Here is a 23,487-nt window from a genome sequence, read left to right as displayed (position 1 = left end):
CGATGATCTCCGCAGCCCTCGCCCTGGTCGGCGCGCTTGTCTACGGGTCCGCTGACTTCTTCGGCGGGCTGGCCGCCAAGCGACTCCGTTCGATCGTGGTGACGTGCATCGCGGCGCTCTCGGGCCTTGCGGCGCTCGCGCTCGCCCAGCCGTTGATCGGCGGAATCTGGACGGCATCGGACATCGCGTGGGGCGCGCTCGCCGGCGGCGCCGGCATCGTCGCGGTTGCGCTGCTCTACGCCTGTCTCGCCATCGGTCCGATGAGCATCCTGTCGCCGCTGACCGCCGTCGTCTCGGCCGTCGCGCCGATGCTGTGGGGACTTCTGGTCGAGGGCGACGCGCTCGCACCGATCGGCTACGCGGGCCTCGCCGTCGCGCTCGTCGCCGTCGTGCTGGTGGGATTCATCCCCGGTGAGCGGATCGTGCGCCCCAGCGCTCGCGGACTCCTCATGGCGGTGGGGGCGGGACTCGGCATCGGCGCCTTCCTCATCCTCATCGACCAGACGAGCGACGCGAGCGGGCTTGTGCCGCTCGTCGTGAGCCGGGCGACCAGCGGGATCGTGACGGCCCTCATCGTCGGCGTCCTCGTGATCGCCGCCGTACGACGCGGAGTTCCCGGCCGATCAGTGCTCGAGGTGGCCGGCACGGGCCCGGGCACGACGCCCACCGGCCACGCCGACCTGCGCCACGCGAAGGAGTCCGGCGCCGAGGTGGCCGCATCCGGTCTCGTGGTGACCATGCGGCGCGCGTGGTGGTTCGCCGTCATCGGTGGGGTTGCGGATGCCGCGGCCAATGCCCTCGCGCTCCTCGCGCTGCGCGAAGGGGATCTCTCGGTGGTCGCAGCGCTCACTGCGCTCTACCCCGCGGGTACGATCCTCCTCGCCGCCATCGTGCTGCGCGAGCGTGTGGCGGGAATCCAGTGGATCGGCCTGGCGCTCGCCGTGATCGCAGGAGGCATGCTCGCGATCGCGTGAGCCCTGCGGCCCGCCCCGGCAACCGGGCGGCCTTCAGCCGCGGACGAAGAGCAGGATGAGCGACGCGGCGAGCGCGATGACGCCGAGCGCGAGGAGACCGGCGGCGAGAAGAGCGATGGCGCGGACGGCGGGCGAGCCCTGTGTCAGCCGCATCCGGTTCTGCGAACCCCGACGGTAGAAGATGTCGGCCATGTCCTTCGGGCCGATCTCTCGCTCCTGCTCGTGCGTCAGCCGGGCCTCGTTCACGCCCCCGTCTTCGTCGAACCAGCGGACGAGCCTGCCCTGCTCCGCATCCTCGACGACCGCGCGCACCGGCATCCACGTGCCGTCGAAGACGAAGACCAGGAGAGCGATCACTGCCAGCAGGGCACCGAGTCCGAACCCGGCCCACGAGAAGATCTCGATGATGGCGTCGAGCGCGTGATCCGGCACTTCTGGGCCCACCGTCCTTCGGATACGGAAAACGGCCGCCGTGGCGGCCGCTTCCGGTTCTGAGCCACCTAAGGGAATCGAACCCTTGACCTATTCATTACGAGTGAATCGCTCTGCCGACTGAGCTAAGGTGGCGCGCTTCGCTTGCGCGATGCACGATCAACGATCTTACAGCCTCCGGCGAGCGCTGGCGAACCGAGCGGCGCTCCCCGACCGGCGTCAGACGCCGTCCCGCGCCGTGCAGGACTCGGTGTCGACGTGTTACGAGTCGATTCGGCCCTCCGGGACCTGCCGCGTAGGTTCGAACGCGGTCCGCGACGCAGCGTGCGCGGTCCCGCGGATCGCGCCGGCGGTCGAACCCGCACTCCTCGCCGGGCCTCGATCCACAGGAGCACACATGTCCAAGAAGTTCGTATCCGCCGCCGCACTCGCGCTGCCGCTCGCACTGGTCCTCGCCGGCTGCGCCGGTTCCGCGGAGTCCGCCGAAGAAGAGGTCGTTCGCATCGGGGTCGTCAACTCGGGTGACGCCTACTGGGAGACCTTCGCCGACGCAGCCGCCGAGGAGGACATCGAGGTCGAGATCGTCAACTTCACGGAGTACACGCAGCCGAACCCGGCTCTGGCAGCAGACGAGCTGGACCTCAACCAGTTCCAGCACGTGATCTACCTCGCGACCTACAACGTCCAGAGCGACGACGACCTGCAGCCGATCGGCTCCACCGCGATCTACCCGCTCGGCCTGTACTCGGCGCATTACGAATCGGTCGACGACATCCCCGAGGGCTCCACGGTGGCGGTGCCGAACGACGAGTCGAACCAGGCGCGCGGCCTGCTCGTGCTGCAGTCCGCCGGGCTGATCGAGCTCGAGGACGGCGGCTCGATCTTCTCGACCGTCGCGGACGTCCTCCCGGGTTCGAAGGTCCAGGTCGAGGCGCTGGATGCCGCCTTCACCGCGACGTCGCTCCCCGATGTCGCGGCTGCCATCGTGAACAACGACTTCCTCGAGGACGCGGGCCTGACGGCCGAGGACGCCATCGCCCAGGACGACCCGTCCGACCCCGCCGCAGTCCCGTACATCAACATCTTCGCGGCCAAGGCCGAGGACGCAGACAACCCGACCTATTTGAAGCTCGTCGACATCTTCCAGAGCACGCAGGACGTGGTCGACGGGGTGGTCGAGGCATCCGGGGGCACCGCCGTCATCGTGAAGACGCCCGTGGACGACCTCGTCGCCTCGCTCACCGAGGTCGAGGACGACACCCGCGCCAACCAGTAAGCACCATCACCACCGTCGTGTGCGGTCCGCTCATCCGGCGGACCGCACACGCGTGTTCCGCCCGAGGAGCCCCATGAGTCTCATCCGCCTCGACGGCGTCACCAAGACCTTCGCCCCGCCCTCGAAGGGGGAGAACGCGGTCGTAGCCGTCGACGACGTCTCACTGTCGGTCGAATCCGGCGAGGTCTGCGGCATCGTCGGCTACTCCGGCGCCGGCAAGAGCACCGTGCTGCGGCTCGTCAACGCCCTCGAGATTCCATCATCGGGCACCATCGAGATCGACGGCACAGACATCACCCGGCTCGGGGAGCGCGAGCTGCGGCGCCTGCGCGGCGACATCGGCATGATCTTCCAGCAGTTCAACCTGTTCGACTCGCGCACGGTGGCGAAGAACGTCGCCTACCCGCTCGAGGTCGCACGCCGGCCGCGCGCCGAGATCGCCGCGAGGGTCGACGAGCTGCTGCGCTTCGTCGGGCTGGCTGATAAGGCTCGCAGCTTTCCGGAGCAGCTCTCGGGGGGTCAGAAGCAGCGCGTGGGCATCGCCCGCGCACTCGCGACGAGCCCCCGCATCCTCCTCGCCGACGAGGCGACGAGCGCGCTCGATCCCGACACGACGCAGGAGGTCCTCACTCTGCTGCAGCGGGTCAACCGGGAGCTCGGCATCACCATCCTCGTCATCACGCACGAGATGGACGTCATCCGCACCCTCGCCGACCGTGTGATCGTCATGGAGAACGGGCGCATCATCGAAAGCGGAAAGGTCTTCGACGTGCTCTCGGGCCCCCAGCAGCCCGCCACGAAGCGGTTCGTCGCGAGCATCATCGAAGACGTTCCGGGCGGCGACCAGCTGCGAGCGCTGCACGCGCGCCACCCCGGCCGCATCGTCACCTTCACGATCCGCGATGGCGATGTGACGCAGGGCGACGTCTTCGCCGCCCTCTCATCGCACGGCGTGCGCTTCGAGCTCATCCACGGCGGGATCAACGACATCCGCGGTCGCGTGTTCGGGCATCTCACCCTCGCGCTCACGGGAGAGGGCGAGGCCGTGCAGCGGGCGATCGACGCGGCCTCGGCGTTCGCGCCGCTCATCGAGGAGGACGTTCATGGATAGGCTCGTCGATCTTCTGCCCGAGCTGTGGGCGGCCACCGCCGAGACGCTGTACGTGGTGACCTTCAGCCTCCTCCTCGGAGGGCTCGGCGGCCTGCTCCTCGGGCTCGCCCTGTACGCGACGCGCGCGGGCAGCCTCTTCCCCAACCGTGCGCTGTTCGCGACGCTCAACGTGGTGGTCAACTTCTTCCGGCCGATCCCGTTCGTGATCCTCCTGGCCGCGGTGCAGCCCATCGCCCGCAGCATCGGCATCCCCGGGATCGGACCCGAGTTCGGCATCTTCGCCATCACGGTCGCGTCGCTCTTCGCGATCAGCCGCATCGTCGAGCAGAACCTGCTCACCGTGCGCCCCGGCGTCATCGAGGCCGCCCGCGCGACCGGAGCGAGCCGAACACGCATCCTCATCCGGCTGCTCCCCCGTGAGGCGCTCGGTCCGCTGATCCTCGGCTACACCTTCATCGTGGTCGCACTGGTCGACATGACGGCGATCGCCGGTGCCGTCGCGGCGGGCGGTCTCGGAGAGTTCGCGATCGTCTACGGCTTCAAGCAGTTCAACCCGTGGGTCACCTGGGCCGCCGTGCTCGTCATCATCGTGCTTGTGCAGGCCGTGCAGTTCCTCGGCAATGCGCTCGCACGCCGGGTGCTGCGCCGCTGATCCGCAGGAGAGCGAGCGGATGCCGCAGCCGCCGGCCGCGGCATCCGCTCTCTTCGCTCTACTCGCAGCGCAGACCGTCGGTCGGCGGCGTGCCCTCGAGCAGGTAGGCCTCGACCGCAGCGTCCACGCACGCGTTGCCCTTGTTGTATCCGGTGTGTCCCTCACCGACGCGGGTCACGAGCACGCCCGATGAAAGCTGTTCCGCGAGGGAGACCGACCACTCGTAGGGCGTCGCCGGGTCGTTCGTCGTTCCGACCACGACGATCGGAGCCGCGCCCTCCGCGGTGATCTGCTCACGCACGCCGGTCGCCGGATACGGCCACGCCTCGCACGGGTCCGGCCCGCCCCAGTACGGCGCGACAGTCGGCGCCTCGGCCGCCAGCAGCGCAGCCGCAGCGGCCTCGTCCTCCGGCGTGGACTCGAGCGGGTAGTCCATGCAGTTGTAGGCACGGAAAGCCTCGGTCGAGTTGTCGACATAGGCACCGTCCACGCGGTTGTAGTAGTTGTCGGTAAGAAGGAACGCGACAGTCGGATCGCCTTGCAGCACCTCGGTGAACGCCGTGGTGAGGAATGGCCAGAGCTGCTCGGCATACATCGCCGACACGATGGCGTTGAGGAGCGAGTCGGCGCCGAGCATCCGGCCGTCCGCGTTGGGAAGCGGATCGCGGTCGACGGTCTCGAAGAGCGTCGCGACGTCGGCCAGCGCCTCGTCGACCGATCCGCGGAACGGGCACTCGTCGTCCTGCAGGCAATCGGCCATGTAGGCGCGCAGGGCGGACTCGAAGCCCACGCCCTGGATCGTTCCGACGTCGAGACCCGAGATCGACGGGTCGACGGCGCCGTCGAGCACCAGCCGGCCTACGCGCTCCGGGAAGAGCTTGGCGTACGTCGCACCGAGGAAGGTGCCGTAGGAGTAGCCGAGATAGTTCAGCTCGCTGTCGCCGAGCACAGCGCGCAGCAGGTCCATGTCGCGCGCGGCGTTCTCGGTCGTGATGTAGGGCAGAATTCCCTCGCTGTTCGCATCACAGGCTTCGGCGAACTCGGCGTGGCGGGCCAGCAGCTCCTCGGTCCAAGCCTGCGTGCCTCGCTCTTCATCAGGGAGGTCGAACAGGTAGGCGTCCATGTCCGCCGCGTCGAAGCAGCGCACCGCCGTCGATTCGCCCACGCCACGAGGATCGAAGCCGATGACGTCGAAGTCCTGACGCAGCGCGTCGCCGACCGCGAACGACAGAGAGTCGCGGATGAAGCCCACGCCGCTGGCCCCGGGACCGCCGGGATTGGTGAGCAGAGAGCCGATCGGGTCGGCGGTCAGCGCCCGGCTGCGGATGAGGGAGAGGTCGATCTCGCCGGCATCGGGCTCAGTCCAGTCCAGCGGCGCGGCGACGGTCGTGCAGTCGAAGTCGCCGCACTCGGTCCACTCCAGCTGCTGCTCGTAGAACGGGATGAGGTCGGCGGGCACGCCGTCGATGACGGGCGCCTTGCTGCTCGTCGGACGCGGCGCGGCGTCGGGGATCATCGTGGAGAGGCAGGCGCTCAGAGCGAGCGAGGCCGCGACGAGACCGGCGACGACAGCCGCGCCTCTCGACCGGCTGCTGAGCTTGTCGAAGGACCGGGACCGAGCACGATGGGGACGGGAGGGGTTCACGGGATCCTTCCGCTCGCAACGGTGACGAGCATGCTCTCAAGGGCGAGCGTGGGAGCGGCGTTCAGCTCGAGGTTCTCCCGCGTCTGGGCGATGCGATCGACGACCGTGAGCGTGCGCTCCGGCGACCACGCCGTGGCGAGCCCCCGCAGGTCGGGCTCGAGCTCGCGATTGATCAGCACGTCGTCGCGTCCGAACTGCAGCATCAGCACGTCGCGGAACATCGACTCGAGGTCGGTCAGGACCCGGTCGATGCCGTCGCGCAGGCTCCGCGTCGCGCGGCGCTTCTGCTCGTCCTCGAGCGCCGAGAGCTGCGAGCGCACAGCGGGCGGCACCGCCGCGCCTTCAGCGATCCCGAGCGTGCGCAGCAGTCCGCTGCGCTCGGCTTCGTCACGTTCCGCCGTCAGCGACTTGGCGTCGTCGGTCGCAGCGGCGACGATCGCGCCGGCGACCTCGACCGCGTCTCCCACGCCGCGGACGCGGAGCACTGCTCGCAGCGTGGAGTCCCGGCGCGCGCGGGCCGCGGCATCCGTCGCCAGTCGCTGCGCCATGCCGATGTGACGCTGAGCGTGGCGTGCCGACTGCTCGGCGACCGCCGGGTCGGCGCCCGTGCGCTGCGCGATGAGCCGTGCCACGTCGTCGATGTCGGGCTCGCGCAGCCGCAGGGTGCGCACCCGCGAGCGGATGGTCGGCAGCAGGTCGGCGTCGCTGGGCGCGCAGAGCACCCAGACGGTGCGCTCGGGGGGCTCTTCGAGCGCTTTCAGCAGCACGTTCGAGGTGCGCTCGGCCATGCGGTCGGCATCTTCCATCACGATCACCCGGTATCGCCCGAGCGAGGGCGAGAAGTATGAGCGCTCGACCAGGGCGCGCGCGTCCTTGATCGAGATGATGACGCCCTCGGTGCGCAGAGCGGTCAGATCGGGATGCGTTCCCGCCAGCACCTGGCGCATCGTCTGCTGGGATCGCTCGCCGCCCTCGGCGGGGTCGGCGATGAGCGCCGCCGCGAACGCGTGGGCCAGCGTCGAGCGCCCGGAGCCGGGAGGTCCGGTGATGAGCCACGCGTGGGTGAGCGATGCCGGATCGGATGCCGCGTCCTGCAGCGCGCGGACCGCTTCCTCCTGCCCCCACACCGCACCCCAGGGAAGGTCGGACCCGTCGGCCACGGCGCCGGCGGTCTCAGCGACAGCAGCGACCGGATCCATGCCGCCCAGCCTAACTGCGGCCGCGGACGCCGGCGCCGCCACCGTCCCGGCCGCCCGCCGTCGCGAACGGCCGCTCCGCGGCCACTGTGAGACCTCGAGACGTCGCGAACGGCCGCGTGCGCGGTCACCCTGAGAGCTCGAGACGTCGCGAATGGCCGGGCAGGCGGCGCCCATGCGGCCATCTGCGACTGTTCGCCGCGTTTCCGAGCGCGGTCGGGCGGTCAAGACAGCAGCACAGCGACCCGGAGCTTTCAGACGTCGCGAATGGTCGCATGAACGGCGCTCAGCCGGCCATTCGCGGCGGTTCGCCGTCTTCCGGGCCAGGCCGGGCGGTCAAGACGGCAGCCCGACGACCCGGAAACCCCCGGCCGTCACAGACGACCGCTCCTCGGCCATCCCGAGTCCTCGAGACGTCGCGAATGGCCGCACGAACGGCGCTCAGCCGGCCATTCGCGACGGTTCGCGTCTTTCGGGTAAGGCCGGGCGGTCAGGACAGCAGCGCAGCCACCCGGTCTCGCACCGCGGCGGCGAGTTCGGAGGACGGGAGAGCCGCGTCGAGCACGAGGAAGCGGTCGGGTTCGGCGGCGGCGAGCGCCAGGAACTCCGCCCGCACCCGGGCGTGGAAGGACTCCTTCTCGGCTTCGAGCCGGTCGAACGGCTTGTCGTCGGCATCGAGTCGCGCGCGAGCGGCGGCCGGATCGAGGTCCAGCAGCACGGTCACGTCGGGCAGCAGACCCTCGGCGGCCCACAGCGAGAGGTCGCGCACCTCGTCGCGACCGAGCACACGCCCTGCGCCCTGATAGGCCACGGACGAGTCGAGGTAGCGGTCCTGGATGACGACGTCTCCGCGCGCCAGCGCGGGCCGCACCACCGTCTCGATGTGATGTGCGCGATCCGCGGCGTACAGGAGCGCCTCGGCCCGTGGCGACACCTCACCGCGATGATGCAGCACGATGTCGCGGATGAGCAGGCCCACCTCGGACCCCCCGGGCTCGCGCGTGCGCACCACGGTGCGCCCGGCATCCGTCAGCCAGGACTGCAGCAGACTCGCCTGCGTGGTCTTGCCCACGCCGTCGCCGCCCTCGAAGGTGACGAACAGGCCTGTGCTTCGCGGACGCTCTCCGGTCACTTCTTCGCCGCGGGCTTGCGGGCGGCGGTCTTTCGCGCGGGACGCTTGACCGGACCCTTGGCCCGCTTGTCGGCCAGCAGCTGCACCGCGCGCTCGAAGGTCACCTCGAGCGCCTCCTCGCCGCGAGGGATGGTCGCGTTGGTCTCGCCGTCGGTCACGTACGGACCGAAGCGGCCGTCCTTGAGCTTGATCGGCTTGCCGCTGGTCGGGTCGTTCTCGAACTCCTTCAGCGCCGAGCTGGCGCCGCGGGCGCCGTACTTGGGCTGCGCGTAGACGGCGAGCGCCTCGTCGAGGGTGATGTCGAAGATCTGCTGCTCGCTCTGCAGCGTGCGCGAGTCGGTGCCCTTCTTGAGGTACGGCCCGTAGCGACCGTTCTGCGCGGTGATCTCGGCGCCGGTCTCGGGATCGGTGCCGACCACCCGCGGCAGATGGAGCAGGCGCAGCGCCGTCTCGAGGTCGAGGGTGTCGACCGACATCGACTTGAACAGCGACGCGGTGCGGGGTTTCGGGGCGGCGGGCGCCTTCTTGGCGGCGCGCTTCTTCGGCGCGGCCGTTCCCTCGGGTTCCGGCGCTTCGACGGGCTCGGCGACCGGGCGGACCTCACCCGTCGCTTCGTCGATCTCCTCCTCGGCGGGCGGGTCGGTCTCCTGCACGTACGGGCCGAATCGTCCGTCCTTGACCACGATGAGCTTGCCGTTCGCGGGGTTCTCCCCCAGCACCCGGTCGCCGGCGACGGGCGCGTCGATCAGCTCCTGCGCGCGCTCGGGGGTGAGTTCGTCGGGGGCGAGATCCTCCGGGATGTTGACACGCCGAGGCTCGGCATCCGGATTCTCCTTGTCGGCCACCTCCAGGTACGGCCCGTACTTGCCGAACCGCAGCGTCGCGACGTCGCCGATGGGGGTCGAATTGAGAGCGCGCGCGTCGATCTCGCCGAGGTTGTCGACGATGTTGCGCAGGCCGACGTGGCCTTCCGACCCGAAGTAGAACTCCTTCAGCCAGTCCTCGCGCCTCTGCTCGCCGCGCGCGATGGCGTCGAGGTCGTCCTCGAGGGCCGCGGTGAAGTCGTAGTCGACCAGGTCGGCGAAGTGCTGCTCGAGAAGCCGCACCACGCTGAACGCCAGCCAGCTCGGGATGAGCGCCTGACCGCGCTTGCTCACATACCCACGGTTGAGGATCACGTCGATGATGCTCGCGAACGTCGACGGACGGCCGATGCCCTTCTCCTCGAGCGCCTTGACCAGGCTGGCCTCGGTGTACCGGGGCTTGGGACTCGTGGAGTGCCCCTTGGGCTCGACGTCCTTCAGACGCAGCACGTCGCCCACCGCCATCGCGGGCAGCGACTGGTCGTCGGCCTTGTCGGCATCGCCGCGCTTCTCGTCGCGGCCCTCTTCGTACGCTTCGAGGAAGCCCTTGAACGTGTACACGGTTCCGGATGCCGTGAACTCGGCGCGGCGGCCGCCGGCGTCGACTTCGAGCGTCACCGTCGTCGTCTCGTATTTCGCGTCCGACATCTGGCTGGCCATCGTGCGCTTCCAGATGAGGTCGTACAGCCGCTGCTCGTCGCGGTCGAGCTCGCTGGCGACATCGGCAGGCGTGCGGAACGTCTCACCGGAGGGGCGGATGGCCTCGTGCGCCTCCTGCGCGTTCTTGCTCTTGCTCGCGTAGACGCGGGGGTTCAGCGGCACGGCCTTCTCGCCGTACATCGCGACCGCCTGTTCGCGCGCAGCCTGGATGGCCTGCTTGCTGAGCGCGGTCGAATCGGTGCGCATATACGTGATGAAGCCCTTCTCGTAGAGCCGCTGGGCGACGCTCATGGCGTGCTTGGCGCTCATCGAGAGCTTGCGACCGGCCTCCTGCTGGAGCGTGGAGGTCGTGAAAGGCGCCTTGGGGCTGCGGGTGCCGGGCTTGGATTCGAGATTCGAGACGGATGCCTCGGCCGCCGCCTCGATGGCAGCAGCCAGTTCGCGCACCTGAGCCTCGTCCAGCACGAGCACGGCCTTCTTCAGCTGGCCCCGGTCGTCGAAATCGGTGCCACGCGCGAGGACCGCCCCGTCGACGCGCGCGAGACGGGTCGCGAACGCCTCGTCCAAGCCCTGGGGGCGGTTGGGGGCGGCCAGCGCCTCGATGTCCCAGTACGACGCCGACACGAACGCCATGCGCTCACGCTCGCGGTCGACGACCAGACGGGTGGCGGCCGACTGCACTCGGCCGGCCGACGTGCCCTGCTGCACCTTGAACCACAGCACGGGGCTGACGTCCCACCCGTAGAGGCGATCGAGGATGCGGCGGGTCTCCTGCGCGTCGACCAGGGCGAGATCGAGCTCACGGGTGTTGTCGACGGCCGCCCGGATGGCGTCTTTGGTGATCTCGTGGAACACCATGCGCTTGACGGGGACCTTGGGCTTGAGAGTCTCCAGGAGGTGCCACGCGATGGCCTCGCCCTCGCGGTCTTCATCGGTGGCGAGCAGGAGCTCGTCCGCCCCCTTCAGCGCGCGCTTGAGCTCGGCGACGGTCTTCTTCCCGCGCTCGCTCTCGACGTAATAGGGGTCGAAGCCGTTGTCGATGTCGATGGAGTACTTCCCGTAGGCCTGCTTCTTGTCGGCCGGGATGTCCCTCTTGTCCGCGAGGTCGCGGATGTGGCCGACCGAGCTCAGCACCTCGTAGCCGTCGCCGAGGTAACCCTGGATCGACCTCATCTTCGTCGGTGACTCGACGATGACGAGCTTCTTGCCTTGTGACGCTGCCTTTGACACGTGGGGGGCGTCCTTTCTTCGTCGCAAACCATACACGTCAGTTCTCGGTGTGGTCGCTGTGAGGGTTCGTTCCCGGCGCCGGACCGGCGCGCGCGGAGGCGGTCGCGGGAACCAACCCGAACCGTATCGAGACGGTGACGGTGGCCACGAGCCCGTCGACATCGCACAACGCGATCGAGGTCCCGAACGTTCCCGCCACCTCGGCGGCGCGTTCGCACGGAACCCCCGTCACGGCGCCCGATGCGGCGTCGGCGGCGGCGAGCGCGGCCGCGTCGGCGGCGGAGGCCAGACGCTGCCCGACGACCGCCGCCGACCCCGCGACCGAGAGCCCGACGGTGAGCACGGTCACGCCTGCCACCATCCCGACCGCGGCGACCGCGCCCGCCATCAGAGGCCTCCGGCCAGTGCGCAGCCCTCCGCGGTGACCCGCAGGCCCAGCACTGCGTCGGCGGACGCCGCGACGCACACCAGGTCGCCTCGAGCGGCGATCTGGACCGCAGCGCCGGGAACCGCCGACGTCACCGCCTGCCGGGCCCGGCCGTCTGACTCTCCGCGTGCGCTGAGGCGCGCCGCATCCGCGACCGCGTCTTGAAGACGCACCTGCCGCGCGCCCGCGGCGAGCGCACCGACGCCCACCGCGAGCACGAGGACTACCGCGGGCAGGGCGACCGCGAACTCGGCGACGACCGATCCGCGGTCGTCGCTCGAGCCCCGGTCGTCCCCTCTTCGCGTCGACGTCATGCCACCGTCAGCGCCCGGCGCACCAGGTCCGTGAGGATGCCACGGACCTCGTCGGAGCGCATGATCACGACCAGCAGCCCCGCGAACGCGACGGCGGCCATGGTGGCGATGGCGTATTCCGCGGTGGCGGCGCCGGTGTCGTCGCCTCCGTGGATCGCCCCGGCGAATAGGCGCTCGGCACGTCGGCGAGTGAGGCGGGGAAGGCGTGAGGTGTGGGAGGGGAAGGACATGTGATCTCCGTTCGATTGGTGGGCACGATTCGGCGGGCACGTGGGGATGTCGGGGCAGCGACCCGTCAAAGAGAGAGAGGCATGGTCGACATGACGCTGAGGAGCATCGGCGCCACGCCCAGCAGCAGGAACGCCGGAAGCGTGCACACGCCGAGGGGCAGGAGCAGCCGAGATGAGAGGCGCGCGGCGCGCAGTCGCCCTTCGACCCTTGCGCGGTGGCGGGCATGTGCGGCCGACGCCCGCAGAAGCTCCACCGCAGGGACCCCGGCCGATCGCGACAGGGCAAGCACATCCTCGCCGCCGGCGCCGGTCATGCCGGCCTTACGCACGATCGCCGTTGCGCGATCGATCGACACTCCCCCGCTCAGGGCGATCGCGAGCAGCTCCGCTTCAAGTCCCGGCACACCGGCGTCCGCCCCTGCGCGTCGCACGAGGAGCCTGCTCCACGCCTGCGCGCCGATGATCAGCGCGGCTCCGGCGATGAGGCACACGACCCCGAGCGGCTGACCGAGCAGCATGCCGAAGGTGTCGAACCCGAGCACCGCTCCCAAACCCACCGCGACGAGCGGCAGCCAGCCCATGAGCCGGGCAGTGCCCGCGGGCTCGGCCAGCGCGATCCTCACGTCGTCGGCCGCTTCCTGAGCGTCGCGCAGCGCGACGGCGAGACCGCGCAGACTCTCGGCGAGCGGAGCGCCGACGGTCGTCGCGACGCGCCACGCCGCCGCGACATCGGGCCACGCATCGGATTCATCCAATGCGGGCGGGCGGCGCAGTGCTCGCCCGAGGCCCGGTCGCCGGCGTCCGTCGCTGGAGCGAATCCCGGACGCGCCGCCGTCCGCGATCGCGTCGGCCAGCGGCATCCCTCCCGCGACCGCTTTCACGATGAGGGCGGCGCGCTGGTCGCCCGCGTCGGCGAGATGGGACCAGGCCCGGGCCGGAGCGACGCCTGCCTGCAGCAGCACCGCCAGCCGCAGGACGGTCTCTGCCGCCCCGGCGGCGTCACCTGTGCCCGGCTTGGCCTGCCTCGGCGCGGGAACGGCCGCAGTGCGCGTTCGGGGACGCCTCAGCCCGAGCCCCACGGCACCTCCTCGATCGCCAGGCGGCCTGTCGGATCGATCACCGGCCGCCCCGCGCCGGCGATGCTCCGAATGCCGTCGGTGCGCCGCTCGACGTGGAGTACGAGATCGATCGCACTCGCCACCTGCCGGGCAAGCGACGAATCATCGAGGCCCGCCAGTGCGCCGAGGGCCTCCAACCGCGCGGGGACATCGTGCAGACCGTTGGCGTGCACGGTGCCGGCTCCGCCGTCGTGCCCGGTGTTCAGCGCCGACAGCAGTTCGCGCACCTCGTCGCCGCGGCACTCACCGACGATCAGCCGGTCAGGTCGCATTCGCAGGGCCTCTCGGACGAGCCGGGCGAGGCCCACCCCTCCTGCGCCCTCGAGATTGGGCTGCCGGGCCTCGAGCCGGACGTGATGGGGGTGGTCGATGCGCAGCTCGGCGACGTCCTCGATCGTGATGATCCGCTCGTGGGCCGGCGCCGCGCCGAGCATCGCGGCGAGCAGCGTGGTCTTTCCGGCACCGGCCGCCCCCGACACCAGCACGTTCGCTCGGCGGACGATGGCCTCGTCGAGCACTCCCCGCCCGGCGGCGTCGAACATGCCCGCCGCCTGGAGGGCATCCAATCCCGCATCGGCCAGCCGCGGGACGCGGATCGAGATGGCCGTGCCCCCGGCGGCGACCGGCGGAAGCACCGCATGGATCCTGATACCCCCCGTCGAGGCGCACATCGACGCAGGGGGTGGCGTCGTCGATGTGCCGCCCGCCGAGCCCGATGAGCGCCACCGCGAGCTCGCGGACCTCATCCTCGGTCGCCCGCCACTCTCTCGCGGCGACCGGCCCGCTGCCGCGGTCGACGAAGAGTCCCGCCGCGCCGTTGATGAAGACATCGGTGACGTCACCATCGTCGAGGTAGGCGGCGAGCGGGGTGAGGACGGGGTGTTCCGACGCTCGTCCTCGCGCAGGCCGCGGTCCACCCTGGGCCCGGATCTCAGGCGCGTCGCCGGTCATCCGCGCCGGCAGCCGGATGACCGAAGCGCCTGCACCGGTGCCTTCGCGGGCGCCCCCGTCGGTCGGGCGCCGGTGTGGGACCCACGCGCCACCGGCGCCGGCCGCGCCGGGCTCATCGCGCAGCGGGGCGAGCACCGGCGACCGGAACGCGGCATCGGCATCACGCCACGCGGTAGGTGCCGTCGTAGCCCCGCGACCGGTCGTGCTCCGGGGACCGCCCAGCTCGCGAGGGCCGGGCGACTCCCTCGGCGTAGCTGTCATCCCGGCGCGGGGGCGGACGACGAAGGGCTCGGACATGCTCCGACGCTAGAAGCGGCGCAGGCCGCCTCCGCGGCGAGAGCTCGATTCCGTGGACGAAGGCGGTGGCTCGCCCTCTGGGGAGGAACCGTGGCAACCGCATCGTCGCGGTACCGCTCCCAAGAAGATGGCGGCATCCCATGGGGGGAATGGGATGCCGCCGCGCGAAACCCGATTTCGGGGGGTGACTTCGGGTTCGCAATGCCAGAATCGAATGTTCGGCCGGGGGACAGCATATGCGAGGTGTGAAGACGCACAAAACAGGAACGGGCGAAAAGGAGAGGATTCTCACCGATATATCGCCCGAGTCCGTCAAAAGACGCGGCCCCTACTATCGGGGGTAGTCGCACGCCGCGGCTCGCGGGTACTTTCGTGGCAGCCTCGCCGGTTCACCGGCCTTCGTCCAGCCCGCAAAGGAGCGCGCTCTCATGAGCAACCCCGACCCGAACCCCCTGGTCACCAGCAGTCAGATCGACCATCTCTTCGCCGAGGATCGTCGGTTCGCGCCCGCGCCCGAGTTCGCCGCCAACGCGGTGGCCACCGCCGAGCTGTATGCCGAGGCATCCGCCGACCGCGACGCGTTCTGGGCGGCGCAGGCGAACGCGCTTCACTGGCACACCCCGTTCACCGAGGTGCTCGACTGGTCGAACCCGCCCTTCGCGAAGTGGTTCGCCGACGGCGAGCTCAACGTCTCCTACAACTGCCTCGATCGCCACGTCGAAGCGGGCAACGGCGACCGGGTGGCGCTGCTCTGGGAGGGCGAGCCGGGCGATGAGCGCCGCGTCACCTACGCCGAGCTGACCGACGAGGTGAAGCGCCTCGCGAACGTGCTCGAGGGCCTCGGAATCGGTGAGGGCGACCGCGTCGCCATCTATATGCCGATGATCCCCGAAGCCGTCGCTGCCATGCTCGCCGTGGTCCGCATCGGCGCCATCCACTCCGTGGTGTTCGGAGGCTTCTCGGCCGACAGCCTGCGCGCGCGCATCGACGACGCCGGAGCGAAGCTCGTCATCACGGCCGACGGCGGGTACCGCAAGGGCAAGGTCTCGCCACTCAAGCCCGCCGTCGACATGGCTCTCGCCGACCGCAACGGCTCGGGCGTGCAGGAGAGCGTGGAGCACGTGCTCGTCGTCAAGCGCGGCGAGAACGACGTCGAGTGGACAGAAGGACGCGACCTCTGGTGGCACGACGTCGTCGCGTCGGCTCCTGCCGAGCACGAAGCGAAGGCGTTCGCCGCCGAGAGCCCGCTGTTCATCCTCTACACGTCGGGCACGACCGGAAAGCCGAAGGGCATCCTGCACACGTCAGGCGGGTATCTCGCCCAGGCCGCATTCACGAACCGGGTCGTCCACGACATCCACCCCGAGACCGACGTCTACTGGTGCACGGCCGACATCGGCTGGGTCACCGGGCACACGTACGTCACGTATGGTCCGCTCGCCAACGGCGCGACCCAGGTGCTGTACGAGGGAACGCCGGACGCCCCGCACCCGGGACGCTGGTGGGAGATCGCGCAGAAGTACGGGGTGACGATCCTCTACACCGCACCGACCGCGATCCGCTCGTTCATGAAGCTCGGCCGCGCGATCCCGAGGCAGTTCGACCTCTCATCGCTGCGCCTGCTCGGCTCGGTGGGCGAGCCCATCAACCCCGAGGCATGGATGTGGTACCGCGAGATCATCGGCGGCAAGACCGCGCCGATCGTCGACACCTGGTGGCAGACCGAGACCGGCGCCATCATGATCTCGGCCCTCCCGGGCGTCACCGAGACCAAGCCCGGATCCGCGCAGGTGCCGCTCCCGGGGATCTCGATCGATGTGGTCGACGAGGACGGCAGCCACGTCGGCAACGGCAACGGCGGCCTGCTCGTGGTCACCGAGCCCTGGCCGTCGATGCTGCGCGGCATCTGGGGCGACCCGGAGCGCTTCGTCGAGACCTACTGGGAGAAATTCCAGCAGCAGGGCTACTACTTCGCCGGCGACGGCGCGCGGCTGGACGACGACGGCGACGTCTGGCTGCTGGGCCGCGTGGACGATGTGATGAACGTTTCGGGACACCGCCTGTCGACGACCGAGATCGAGTCAGCCCTGGTGGCCCACGAGGCGACCGCCGAGGCCGCCGTGGTCGGCGCCTCGGATGAGACGACCGGTCAGGCCGTCGTCGCCTTCGTGATCCTCAAGCAGTCCTTCCTCGACGAGCACTCGGCTGAAGGCCTCGCCAACTCGCTCCGGCTGTGGGTCGGCGAGCAGATCGGCCCGATCGCCCGCCCTCGCGACGTCTACATCGTCGGCGAACTGCCCAAGACCCGCTCCGGCAAGATCATGCGGCGCCTGCTGCGCGACGTCGCCGAGGGCCGCGAAGTCGGCGACACGACAACGCTCGCCGACACCGCCGTGATGAGCGTGATCTCGGCTCAGGTCCGGTAGCGGAAGAGCAGACGAAGAGCGGATGCCGCGACCCCGGGTCGCGGCATCCGCTCTGTCGTGAAGATCAGGAGAGGGTAAAGACCACTTCCACCTCGACCGGCGCATCCAGGGGCAGGACAGGCACGCCGACCGCGGAGCGCGCGTGCGTGCCGGCGTCGCCGAAGACCTCGCCCAGCAGCTCGCTCGCGCCATTGATGACGCCCGGCTGACCGGTGAACTCGGGGACCGAGGCCACGAAGCCGGTCACCTTCAGGACGCCGGAGAGACGGTCGAGCCCGCCCGCCGCGGCCGCCGCGGCCGCGATCGCGTTCAGGGCGCACTGGCGGGCGTAGCCGTTGGCGTCGGCAGCGGGGACGAGGCCTTCGCCGTCTCCGACCTTGCCTGTCGCGGGGAGCGCCCCCGCGACCATCGGCAGCTGACCGGCGGTGTAGACGAGGTCGCCGTGCACCTTCGCGGGAACATAGGCGGCCACAGGAGGGACCACCTCGGGAAGACGGATGCCGAGCTCGGCCAGTCGCTCACTCACGCTCATCGGGATCAGCCCTCCCCGAACTGCTGCGCGGCCTGAGCCGCGGCACCGAGTCCCGCATTCGCCTGTCCGCCGCCCGACGGGCGCTTGAAGTACGCGACCAGTCCGCCCTCGGGACCGGGCACGACCTGCACGAGCTCCCAGCCCTGCTTGCCCCAGTTGTTGAGGATCGCTGCGGTGTTGTGGATCAGAAGGGGCGTGGTGAGGTACTCCCACGTCGTCATCGAGACTCCTCGAGGTGGGCTCGGATCGACGTGGATCCTCGCGCGGAATTGGGCAGATGGAAGCTGAGAAACACCTTCACGGGCGCACGTCCGTCAGGGAATCGCCCAGGTATCTCCCCTACGATCAAGCCTATGCCTGATACCAAACGCACGGCCACCGGTGTGCTCGGCGGTCTCGCCGGCCTCGTCGGCCTCAGCGCAGTCGCGGGTGTCCTCATCGCCGCGACGGTCACTCCCGCAGTCGCCATCACCGGCACCGCAGCCGAGCGGGCGATCACGATGTTCGACAACCTTCCGAGCGTCCTCGAAATCGACAAGCTCATGCTGCCGAGCAACTTCTACGCCACCGACCCCGCAACGGGCGAACCGGTGCTGCTGACGCAGTTCCTCGAGCAGGACCGCACGCCGGTCGAGTTCGACCAGATCTCGCCCGTCATGTACGACGCACTCCTCTCCAGTGAGGACCCGCGCTACTACCAGCACGGCGGGGTGGACCTGATCGGAACCACCCGTGCGGTGCTCTCCAACGCACAGGGCGATGCTGCGACGCAGGGCGGATCGACGATCAGCCAGCAGTACGTGAAGAACGTCCTCATCCAGAAGTGCGAGCAGAACGCCGAGGCGGAGCTCGAAACCGACGACGCGGGCGAGCCGGTGCTCGACGAGGCGACCGGACAGCCGATCGTCAAGGTCACCCGGGATCAGGCACTGCGAAACTGCTGGGTCGAAGCGACCACGGCGGAGGGCCCGGACGGCTATACCCGCAAGCTGCAGGAGATGCGGTACGCCATCGCCCTCGAGCAGAAGTACTCGAAGAACGACATCCTGCTCGGCTACCTGAACATCGGAAACTTCGGCGGGATCACCTACGGCATCGAGGCCGCGGCTCGTCGATACTTCAGCACGACCGCAGCGAACCTCACCGTCGCACAAGCGGCCACGCTCGCCGGAATGGTGCAGAACCCGAACAACTACCGCATCGACAAGCCCGGCGGATCGATCTTCGCGGCCGACGGGACAGCTTTCAACAAGGCCCCTGACGGCATCATCGACGAGGGCGCGAACATCACTGTCCTCGATGATCTCCTCGCGTCTGGCGAGATCACGCCCGAGCAGCACCTCGCGGCTGCTGACGGCTACACCTCCACCAAGGTGCGCCAGCTGTACGTCATCAGCCGCATGCTCGAAGACGGCAAGATCACTCGCGAGCAGTACGTCGAAGCGGCCGTGTGGCCGATCACGCCGGCGATCCAGGAGCCCAAGACGGGCTGTGTCAACGCGGGTGGCGCTGCCTACTTCTGCCAGTACGTGAAGGACGTCATCCTCAATGACCCGGCCTTCGGGGAGACGGCCGACGATCGGGCGGACACCCTGCGGCGCGGCGGGCTCAACGTCTACACGACCCTCGACCCCCGGGTTCAGGGCGAGGCACAGGCAGCCATGGCCGACAACGTCCCTGCTGCCGTCGACGGCATGAATCTGGGATCGGCGATCGTGAGTGTCGAGGCGACCAGCGGCCGCATCCTGGCAATCGCTCAGAACACGACCTTCAGCGAAGACGCCGCCCTCGCCGGTGTGCCGGGCTACTCGTCGCTGGTCTTCGCCGGTGACAGGAAGTTCGGTCACTCGGACGGGTTCAACGCGGGCTCGACATTCAAGCTCTTCACGCTGATCGATTGGCTTGAACAGGGCAAGTCGGTGAACCAAGTGCTCAACGGACGAGATCGCGTCATCAAGCGCTTCACCGACAGCTGCTATAACGGCGGCACCTATGTCAACGCCGGCAACTGGAAGCCCGGAAACTTCGGACGGGTCTCCGGCGGGAACGGCACTCCGGCGACGTTCACCGCATCGTCGCTGAACTCGGGCTTCGTCGCCATGGCCGCCGAACTCGATCTCTGCGACATCGGCAAGGTGGCCACGCGGATGGGCGTGACGAACGGAAACGGGAACGAGATCGTCATGCAGGGACCCAACCAGGTCATCGGCTCCGACGAGGTCTCGCCGCTGGCGATGGCGGGCGCATATGCGACGGTCGCGAACAAGGGCGTGTACTGCCAGCCTCAGGCCATCGACCGCGTCACCGACTCCGACGGTGTCGAGCTTCCCCGCCCCGAGCGCACGTGCTCGCAGGTGATCTCGCCCGAGGTGGCGGCGACGGCTGCATACGCCCTGCAAGGAGTCATGGCGGGCGGCGGCACTGGACGCGACGGCAATCCCTTCGACGGCACGCCGCTCATCGGCAAGACGGGCACGCACCAGGAGCTTCAGACGTGGCTCATCGAGTCGAGCACCAAAGTGGCGACGGCCGCCTGGGTCGGCAACTACGAGGGCCAGCAGAGCGTCTTCGACTTCGGTCAGAACAACAAGCGCTACCAGCTCGCCAAGCGCGTTCAGCGCGTTGCCAACGAGCTCTATCCCGGTGAGCGGTTCCCCGAACGCGACGCGAACCTGTCGCGCCAGATTCTGACCGACCTTCCGAACGTCGTAGGCAAGCCTGTGGATCAGGCGCAGCAGGAACTGGTCAGCGCCGGGTTCGACGTTGTGGTGGGCGACCCTGTCGAGTCGGATCAGCCCGAAGGTGTCGTCGGAGCTCAGAGTCCTGGTGCGGGTAGGGTCGCGGGCGGCGCAACCGTCACGATCAATCCGAGCAACGGCCAGGGCGGTACGGTGCCGAATATCGCGGGCCAGTCCGTGAACGACGCAGTGGCCGCGCTTCGCAGCGCCGGCTTCGGCAACGTCACCGAGGGCACGTGTACCGAGGACCCCGCGGCAGCACAGCCACGGGCCACCGGCACCAGCCCCGGCGCGGGCACTGTCACGAACCGCAACTCCGCGATCACCATCGACTACGCGGCCGCGAACTGCGGCCGCGGCAACGACAACGGCGACGACGACTAGTGCCGGCGGGCGCAAGTCACGCGACGCGCGCCGCCCTCACCACGCTCGGCGTGGCGGGGGCGGTGGGCGCCGCCGCTGGGGTGTGGGGCGTCGGGATCGAGCGCTATCTGTTCACCGTCCGCTTCCATGACGTGGCCGTGCTTCCGCGCGGCTCGGCGCCGATCCGCGTCCTGCATCTGTCCGATGCGCACATGGCGCCGTGGCAGCGACGCAAGCAGCAGTGGATCGCCGCGCTGGCCGAGCTCCAGCCGGATCTGATCGTCAACACCGGCGACAACATGGGCCACGCTCTCGGGCTGCGCGGGTTGCGCGCGGCGTTCGACCCGCTGCGCGGCGTCCCGGGGGTGTTCGTGCACGGCTCGAACGACCACACGGCTCCCTCCCCCCGGAACCCGCTGAAGTACTTCACGGGGCCCTCGAAGATCAGGCACACCGCTGAGCCCATCGACACCGAGCCGCTCGACAGCTACCTGTCCGACGAGCTCGGCTGGCTCGATCTCAACAACGCGGTCGGGACGGTGGAAGCCGGCGGGCTGCGAATCGACGCGTTCGGCGTCAGCGATGCCCATCGCGGGTGGGACCGGCTCGATGTGCTGCCCGAACTGCTGCAGGGACTGCGCGACAGCGGGCCCGCCGACCTGACTCTTGGAGTGACTCACGCGCCCTACCGCCGCGTGCTCGATCGATTCATCGACCTCGGTGCCGACGCGATCCTGGCGGGCCACACGCACGGCGGGCAGGTGCGGGTTCCGGGTTTGGGCGCCCTGGTGGCCAACTGCGACATCCCGCTGAAGCAGGCCCGGGGCCTCAGCACGTGGAGCGCCGACAGCCGGACCGTGCCGCTCAACGTCAGCGCCGGACTCGGGCACTCGATCTACGCCCCGGTCCGCTTCGCGTGCCGACCCGAGGCATCCCTCCTCACCCTCACGGCACGGTCGTAAGCGCCCGGCTGCGCCGGTTCCTCCCCAGGAGCGCCGCAACCCGTCGAGCTCACAGATCGATCTGATCCGCCGTTCCGATCCCCCGAGGTCCCGCAGGATCGAGAACGTGCCGATCACCACGTCTCACCGCCGTTCCGTCCGCTTTCTCCTGGCATCGCTCGTCGCGGGCGCCGCCGCCCTGGCAGTCGTCGCCGGCGGCGTCGCCTTCGCTGCTCCCGCTCACGCAGCCGCCCAGGGCGCCGGCTTCGGCACGTGGGCGCCCATCTCGACGTATGGCTGGCACGGCTCGATGCTCGTCGACGGGGTGCACACGTACTGCATCACCCCCGGTGCGCCGGCCCCGACCGGCGCGAGCACCGACCATGGTGTCAGCGGAACCGCCGCAGGTCTCTCGCCCCAGCAGCTCACAGGAATCAACCTGCTCGTGACGACCTACGGCCAGACCGACGATCCCGTCCAGGCGGCGGCCGTCGGGTGGGCGGTGAAGGCCATCGCCCACTGGGAAGAGACATTGCACGCCTTCGGCTACCAGGGCGACTCTCTCGCCGGGGCCATCCACTGGACCTTCTCCGCGCTCGCGCCCGAGCACAGTCGCGCGGTGCAGGAGCGCGCCGTCGCCTTCTACGACGAGGCGACCCGCGCAGGTGGCAGCTCACAAACTCCGACCGGCAGCCTCGCATTCACGACGGATGCCGCGGACCACCGCTCCGGCAGCGTCCGGGTCGACGCCAGCACAGCCTCGGCGACCGGGACGATCACCCTGACGAACGCGGTCTTCGCCGACACCGGCTCCCCCACGCGAGAGGGCGTGACGCCCGGCCCGGAGTACACCATCATCGCGATACCACCGGCCGAGGGCCGTCCGTATTCGGTGAGCGGCACCGGGCGGTTCTCCGCAGGCTTCACGGCCGCCGTCCGTCACTACACGACCCCGGGCGGGCAGGATACAGCCGGGCCCGCAGGCGCCCTCGAGTTCGACGTCGCGGGAGCGGACACCTCACCGCGCGTGCCGCCGTTCGCCCCGACGATGACGACCCAGGTCGCCGCGCGTTACGCGACCGGGGGGCCCTACATCGACGAGGTGACGTTCAGGCCCGCTGACGGAAGCTGGCCGCGAGCGGAGGACGGCTCGTACCTTCCCGTCTCAGCCGGTGCAACGGTCTACCGCACTGACCGGGAACCCGCTCCCGGCGACCCACTGCCCACCGACGCTGAGCAGGCGGGCACGCTGGAGGTCACCACGGACGCCGGAACCGGCCCGACAGCGCCGTACACGGTGACCTCGTCGTGGGAAATGGCGAAGCCCGGCTTCTACACCGCCGTGTGGACCGTCCGTGGCGCCGACCAGTCCGACGCGGTATCGCGGCACAGCGGAGCCGATACCGTCTGGACCGAGCAATTCGGCGCACGCAGCCAGGTCGCCATCGTCCCGGCGATATCGACCACTGCGCAGCCCGTGGCCGCCGCTGGCGAGACCCTCAGCGACACGATCAACGTCACTGGCGGCGTCCCCTCTGACGGGCTGCGCATCACCTCTGCGCTGTATCGGGCGGTCGACAGTGTGCCGGCGGACGACACGTGCGTCCTCGAGAACCTCATCTGGGAGAGCGCACCGGTCGAGGTGTCTGCCGCCGGCACCTACAGCGTGACCTCGCCGGTGGTCGACACCGCCGGGACCTACTACTGGCAGGAGCGTGCGCTCGACTCGGCGGGCGACCTCGTCCACGTCGGAATCTGCGGCATCGAGAACGAGACCTCGCGCGTCGTCGAGGCGACGGTTCCACCCGCTCCGAGCGAGCAGCCGCCGGCGTTGGCGGCCACGGGCGCCTCGTTCGACTCGATGCGCGCGCCCGCCGCGGTGGCGGTCGGGCTGCTCACGGCGGGCATCTCCTTCGCGGCGACGCGACGTCCCCGGTTCGGAGCACGCCCCAAGATCGGGTAGACTCGTGGGGTTGTCG

19 protein-coding genes, 1 tRNA gene and 1 pseudogene are annotated in these 23,487 nt (G+C 69.8%); 8 read left to right on the top strand and 13 right to left on the bottom strand.

The genetic code is table 11. From position 1 onward, the window contains the following. Positions 1–2: 2 nt before the first annotated feature. Positions 3–974, top strand: coding sequence for an EamA family transporter (locus WYM_RS14810; RefSeq protein WP_019181629.1), 972 nt, complete (start codon positions 3–5; stop codon positions 972–974). A 33-nt stretch (positions 975–1,007) separates the two neighbouring features. Here the strand turns inward: WYM_RS14810 and WYM_RS14805 are convergent, their stop codons facing one another. Further along, the gene (locus WYM_RS14805) at positions 1,008–1,418 is read right to left on the bottom strand and encodes a hypothetical protein (protein ID WP_237739429.1); all 411 of its coding nucleotides are present in this window, start codon (positions 1,416–1,418) and stop codon (positions 1,008–1,010) included. Between the two features lie 50 nt (positions 1,419–1,468). Next, a tRNA-Thr gene (locus WYM_RS14800) sits at positions 1,469–1,541 on the bottom strand. Between the two features lie 262 nt (positions 1,542–1,803). Here WYM_RS14800 and WYM_RS14795 point away from each other — a divergent pair. The 3 genes from WYM_RS14795 to WYM_RS14785 all read left to right on the top strand — a co-directional run bounded on the left by WYM_RS14795 (position 1,804) and on the right by WYM_RS14785 (position 4,445). Next, the gene (locus tag WYM_RS14795; protein ID WP_019181627.1) at positions 1,804–2,682 is read left to right on the top strand and encodes a MetQ/NlpA family ABC transporter substrate-binding protein; all 879 of its coding nucleotides are present in this window, start codon (positions 1,804–1,806) and stop codon (positions 2,680–2,682) included. 73 nt (positions 2,683–2,755) lie between these two features. Further along, positions 2,756–3,793 carry a methionine ABC transporter ATP-binding protein gene (locus WYM_RS14790; protein ID WP_019181626.1) on the top strand — a complete coding sequence of 346 codons (1,038 nt, stop codon included), beginning with the start codon at positions 2,756–2,758 and terminating at the stop codon, positions 3,791–3,793. Continuing rightward, positions 3,786–4,445 carry a methionine ABC transporter permease gene (locus WYM_RS14785; protein ID WP_019181625.1) on the top strand — a complete coding sequence of 220 codons (660 nt, stop codon included), beginning with the start codon at positions 3,786–3,788 and terminating at the stop codon, positions 4,443–4,445. The genes WYM_RS14790 and WYM_RS14785 overlap by 8 nt, the downstream gene beginning before the upstream one ends. Before the next feature lie 58 nt (positions 4,446–4,503). Here the strand turns inward: WYM_RS14785 and WYM_RS14780 are convergent, their stop codons facing one another. From WYM_RS14780 to WYM_RS20395, 9 genes and pseudogenes are all read right to left on the bottom strand, one after another. Further along, the gene (locus WYM_RS14780; protein ID WP_019181624.1) at positions 4,504–6,090 is read right to left on the bottom strand and encodes an alpha/beta hydrolase; all 1,587 of its coding nucleotides are present in this window, start codon (positions 6,088–6,090) and stop codon (positions 4,504–4,506) included. Beyond that, a complete protein-coding gene (locus WYM_RS14775; protein WP_019181623.1) occupies positions 6,087–7,289 on the bottom strand; it encodes a DNA polymerase III subunit delta' in 1,203 nt (400 codons plus the stop codon). Before WYM_RS14775 ends, WYM_RS14780 begins: the two co-directional genes overlap by 4 nt. A gap of 487 nt (positions 7,290–7,776) precedes the next feature. Beyond that, on the bottom strand, positions 7,777–8,418 hold the full coding sequence (gene tmk, locus WYM_RS14770) for a dTMP kinase (protein ID WP_019181622.1): 642 nt from the start codon (positions 8,416–8,418) through the stop codon (positions 7,777–7,779). Next, complete coding sequence (gene topA, locus WYM_RS14765; RefSeq protein ID WP_019181621.1) at positions 8,415–11,171, bottom strand: type I DNA topoisomerase; 2,757 nt, start codon at positions 11,169–11,171, stop codon at positions 8,415–8,417. Before topA ends, tmk begins: the two co-directional genes overlap by 4 nt. Positions 11,172–11,208: 37 nt before the next feature. Next, on the bottom strand, positions 11,209–11,559 hold the full coding sequence (locus WYM_RS14760) for an Rv3654c family TadE-like protein (protein WP_019181620.1): 351 nt from the start codon (positions 11,557–11,559) through the stop codon (positions 11,209–11,211). After that, the gene (locus WYM_RS20400) at positions 11,559–11,912 is read right to left on the bottom strand and encodes a TadE family type IV pilus minor pilin (protein WP_019181619.1); all 354 of its coding nucleotides are present in this window, start codon (positions 11,910–11,912) and stop codon (positions 11,559–11,561) included. Before WYM_RS20400 ends, WYM_RS14760 begins: the two co-directional genes overlap by 1 nt. Beyond that, complete coding sequence (locus WYM_RS14750; protein WP_019181618.1) at positions 11,909–12,142, bottom strand: DUF4244 domain-containing protein; 234 nt, start codon at positions 12,140–12,142, stop codon at positions 11,909–11,911. Before WYM_RS14750 ends, WYM_RS20400 begins: the two co-directional genes overlap by 4 nt. 65 nt (positions 12,143–12,207) lie before the next feature. Next, entirely contained in the window at positions 12,208–13,221 is a 1,014-nt protein-coding gene (locus WYM_RS14745; RefSeq protein ID WP_019181617.1) for a type II secretion system F family protein, read from the bottom strand. Next, positions 13,206–14,211: pseudogene (locus WYM_RS20395) on the bottom strand (TadA family conjugal transfer-associated ATPase). Before WYM_RS20395 ends, WYM_RS14745 begins: the two are co-directional and overlap by 16 nt. Positions 14,212–14,936: 725 nt before the next feature. On the opposite strand from WYM_RS20395, the gene acs reads away from it, so the two are divergent. After that, positions 14,937–16,934, top strand: a complete 1,998-nt coding sequence (acs, locus tag WYM_RS14735; RefSeq protein ID WP_019181615.1) for an acetate--CoA ligase — start codon at positions 14,937–14,939, stop codon at positions 16,932–16,934. Positions 16,935–16,998: 64 nt separating this feature from the next. On the opposite strand, the gene WYM_RS14730 is transcribed toward acs, so the two are convergent. Both WYM_RS14730 and WYM_RS14725 read right to left on the bottom strand, forming a co-directional pair. Further along, positions 16,999–17,466, bottom strand: coding sequence for a RidA family protein (locus WYM_RS14730; RefSeq protein ID WP_019181614.1), 468 nt, complete (start codon positions 17,464–17,466; stop codon positions 16,999–17,001). 5 nt (positions 17,467–17,471) lie between these two features. Next, positions 17,472–17,687: a DUF4177 domain-containing protein gene (locus WYM_RS14725; RefSeq protein ID WP_019181613.1), complete on the bottom strand. Its 216-nt coding sequence runs from the start codon at positions 17,685–17,687 to the stop codon at positions 17,472–17,474. 132 nt (positions 17,688–17,819) lie between these two features. Between WYM_RS14725 and WYM_RS14720 the strand changes: the two genes are divergently transcribed. The 3 genes from WYM_RS14720 to WYM_RS14710 all read left to right on the top strand — a co-directional run bounded on the left by WYM_RS14720 (position 17,820) and on the right by WYM_RS14710 (position 23,471). Then, positions 17,820–20,588, top strand: a complete 2,769-nt coding sequence (locus tag WYM_RS14720) for a transglycosylase domain-containing protein (protein WP_019181612.1) — start codon at positions 17,820–17,822, stop codon at positions 20,586–20,588. Next, complete coding sequence (locus WYM_RS14715) at positions 20,588–21,529, top strand: metallophosphoesterase (protein WP_019181611.1); 942 nt, start codon at positions 20,588–20,590, stop codon at positions 21,527–21,529. Before WYM_RS14720 ends, WYM_RS14715 begins: the two co-directional genes overlap by 1 nt. Before the next feature lie 106 nt (positions 21,530–21,635). Next, positions 21,636–23,471 (top strand): hypothetical protein, encoded by a 1,836-nt coding sequence (locus WYM_RS14710; protein ID WP_019181610.1) that lies wholly within the window; start codon positions 21,636–21,638, stop codon positions 23,469–23,471. Positions 23,472–23,487 lie beyond the last annotated feature (16 nt).

Origin of the sequence: Microbacterium yannicii PS01 (genome assembly GCF_000304335.1) — a bacterium.
GTDB lineage: Bacteria > Actinomycetota > Actinomycetes > Actinomycetales > Microbacteriaceae > Microbacterium > Microbacterium yannicii_A.
Note: the sequence above shows the minus strand (reverse complement) of the source record. Positions and strands in the feature narration are given on the sequence as shown.

What these genes read in the sequence shown, in the direction of transcription:
- WYM_RS14785 (WP_019181625.1), top strand. Translation starts at nt 3,786, where the DNA reads ATGGATAGGCTCGTCGATCTTCTGCCCGAGCTGTGGGCGGCCACCGCC.
- WYM_RS14750 (WP_019181618.1), bottom strand. Translation starts at nt 12,142, where the DNA reads ATGTCCTTCCCCTCCCACACCTCACGCCTTCCCCGCCTCACTCGCCGA.
- WYM_RS20400 (WP_019181619.1), bottom strand. Translation starts at nt 11,912, where the DNA reads ATGACGTCGACGCGAAGAGGGGACGACCGGGGCTCGAGCGACGACCGC.
- WYM_RS14790 (WP_019181626.1), top strand. Translation starts at nt 2,756, where the DNA reads ATGAGTCTCATCCGCCTCGACGGCGTCACCAAGACCTTCGCCCCGCCC.
- WYM_RS14730 (WP_019181614.1), bottom strand. Translation starts at nt 17,466, where the DNA reads ATGAGCGTGAGTGAGCGACTGGCCGAGCTCGGCATCCGTCTTCCCGAG.
- WYM_RS14810 (WP_019181629.1), top strand. Translation starts at nt 3, where the DNA reads ATGATCTCCGCAGCCCTCGCCCTGGTCGGCGCGCTTGTCTACGGGTCC.
- WYM_RS14720 (WP_019181612.1), top strand. Translation starts at nt 17,820, where the DNA reads ATGCCTGATACCAAACGCACGGCCACCGGTGTGCTCGGCGGTCTCGCC.
- WYM_RS14725 (WP_019181613.1), bottom strand. Translation starts at nt 17,687, where the DNA reads ATGACGACGTGGGAGTACCTCACCACGCCCCTTCTGATCCACAACACC.
- WYM_RS14795 (WP_019181627.1), top strand. Translation starts at nt 1,804, where the DNA reads ATGTCCAAGAAGTTCGTATCCGCCGCCGCACTCGCGCTGCCGCTCGCA.
- acs (WP_019181615.1), top strand. Translation starts at nt 14,937, where the DNA reads ATGAGCAACCCCGACCCGAACCCCCTGGTCACCAGCAGTCAGATCGAC.
- WYM_RS14775 (WP_019181623.1), bottom strand. Translation starts at nt 7,289, where the DNA reads ATGGATCCGGTCGCTGCTGTCGCTGAGACCGCCGGCGCCGTGGCCGAC.
- WYM_RS14760 (WP_019181620.1), bottom strand. Translation starts at nt 11,559, where the DNA reads ATGGCGGGCGCGGTCGCCGCGGTCGGGATGGTGGCAGGCGTGACCGTG.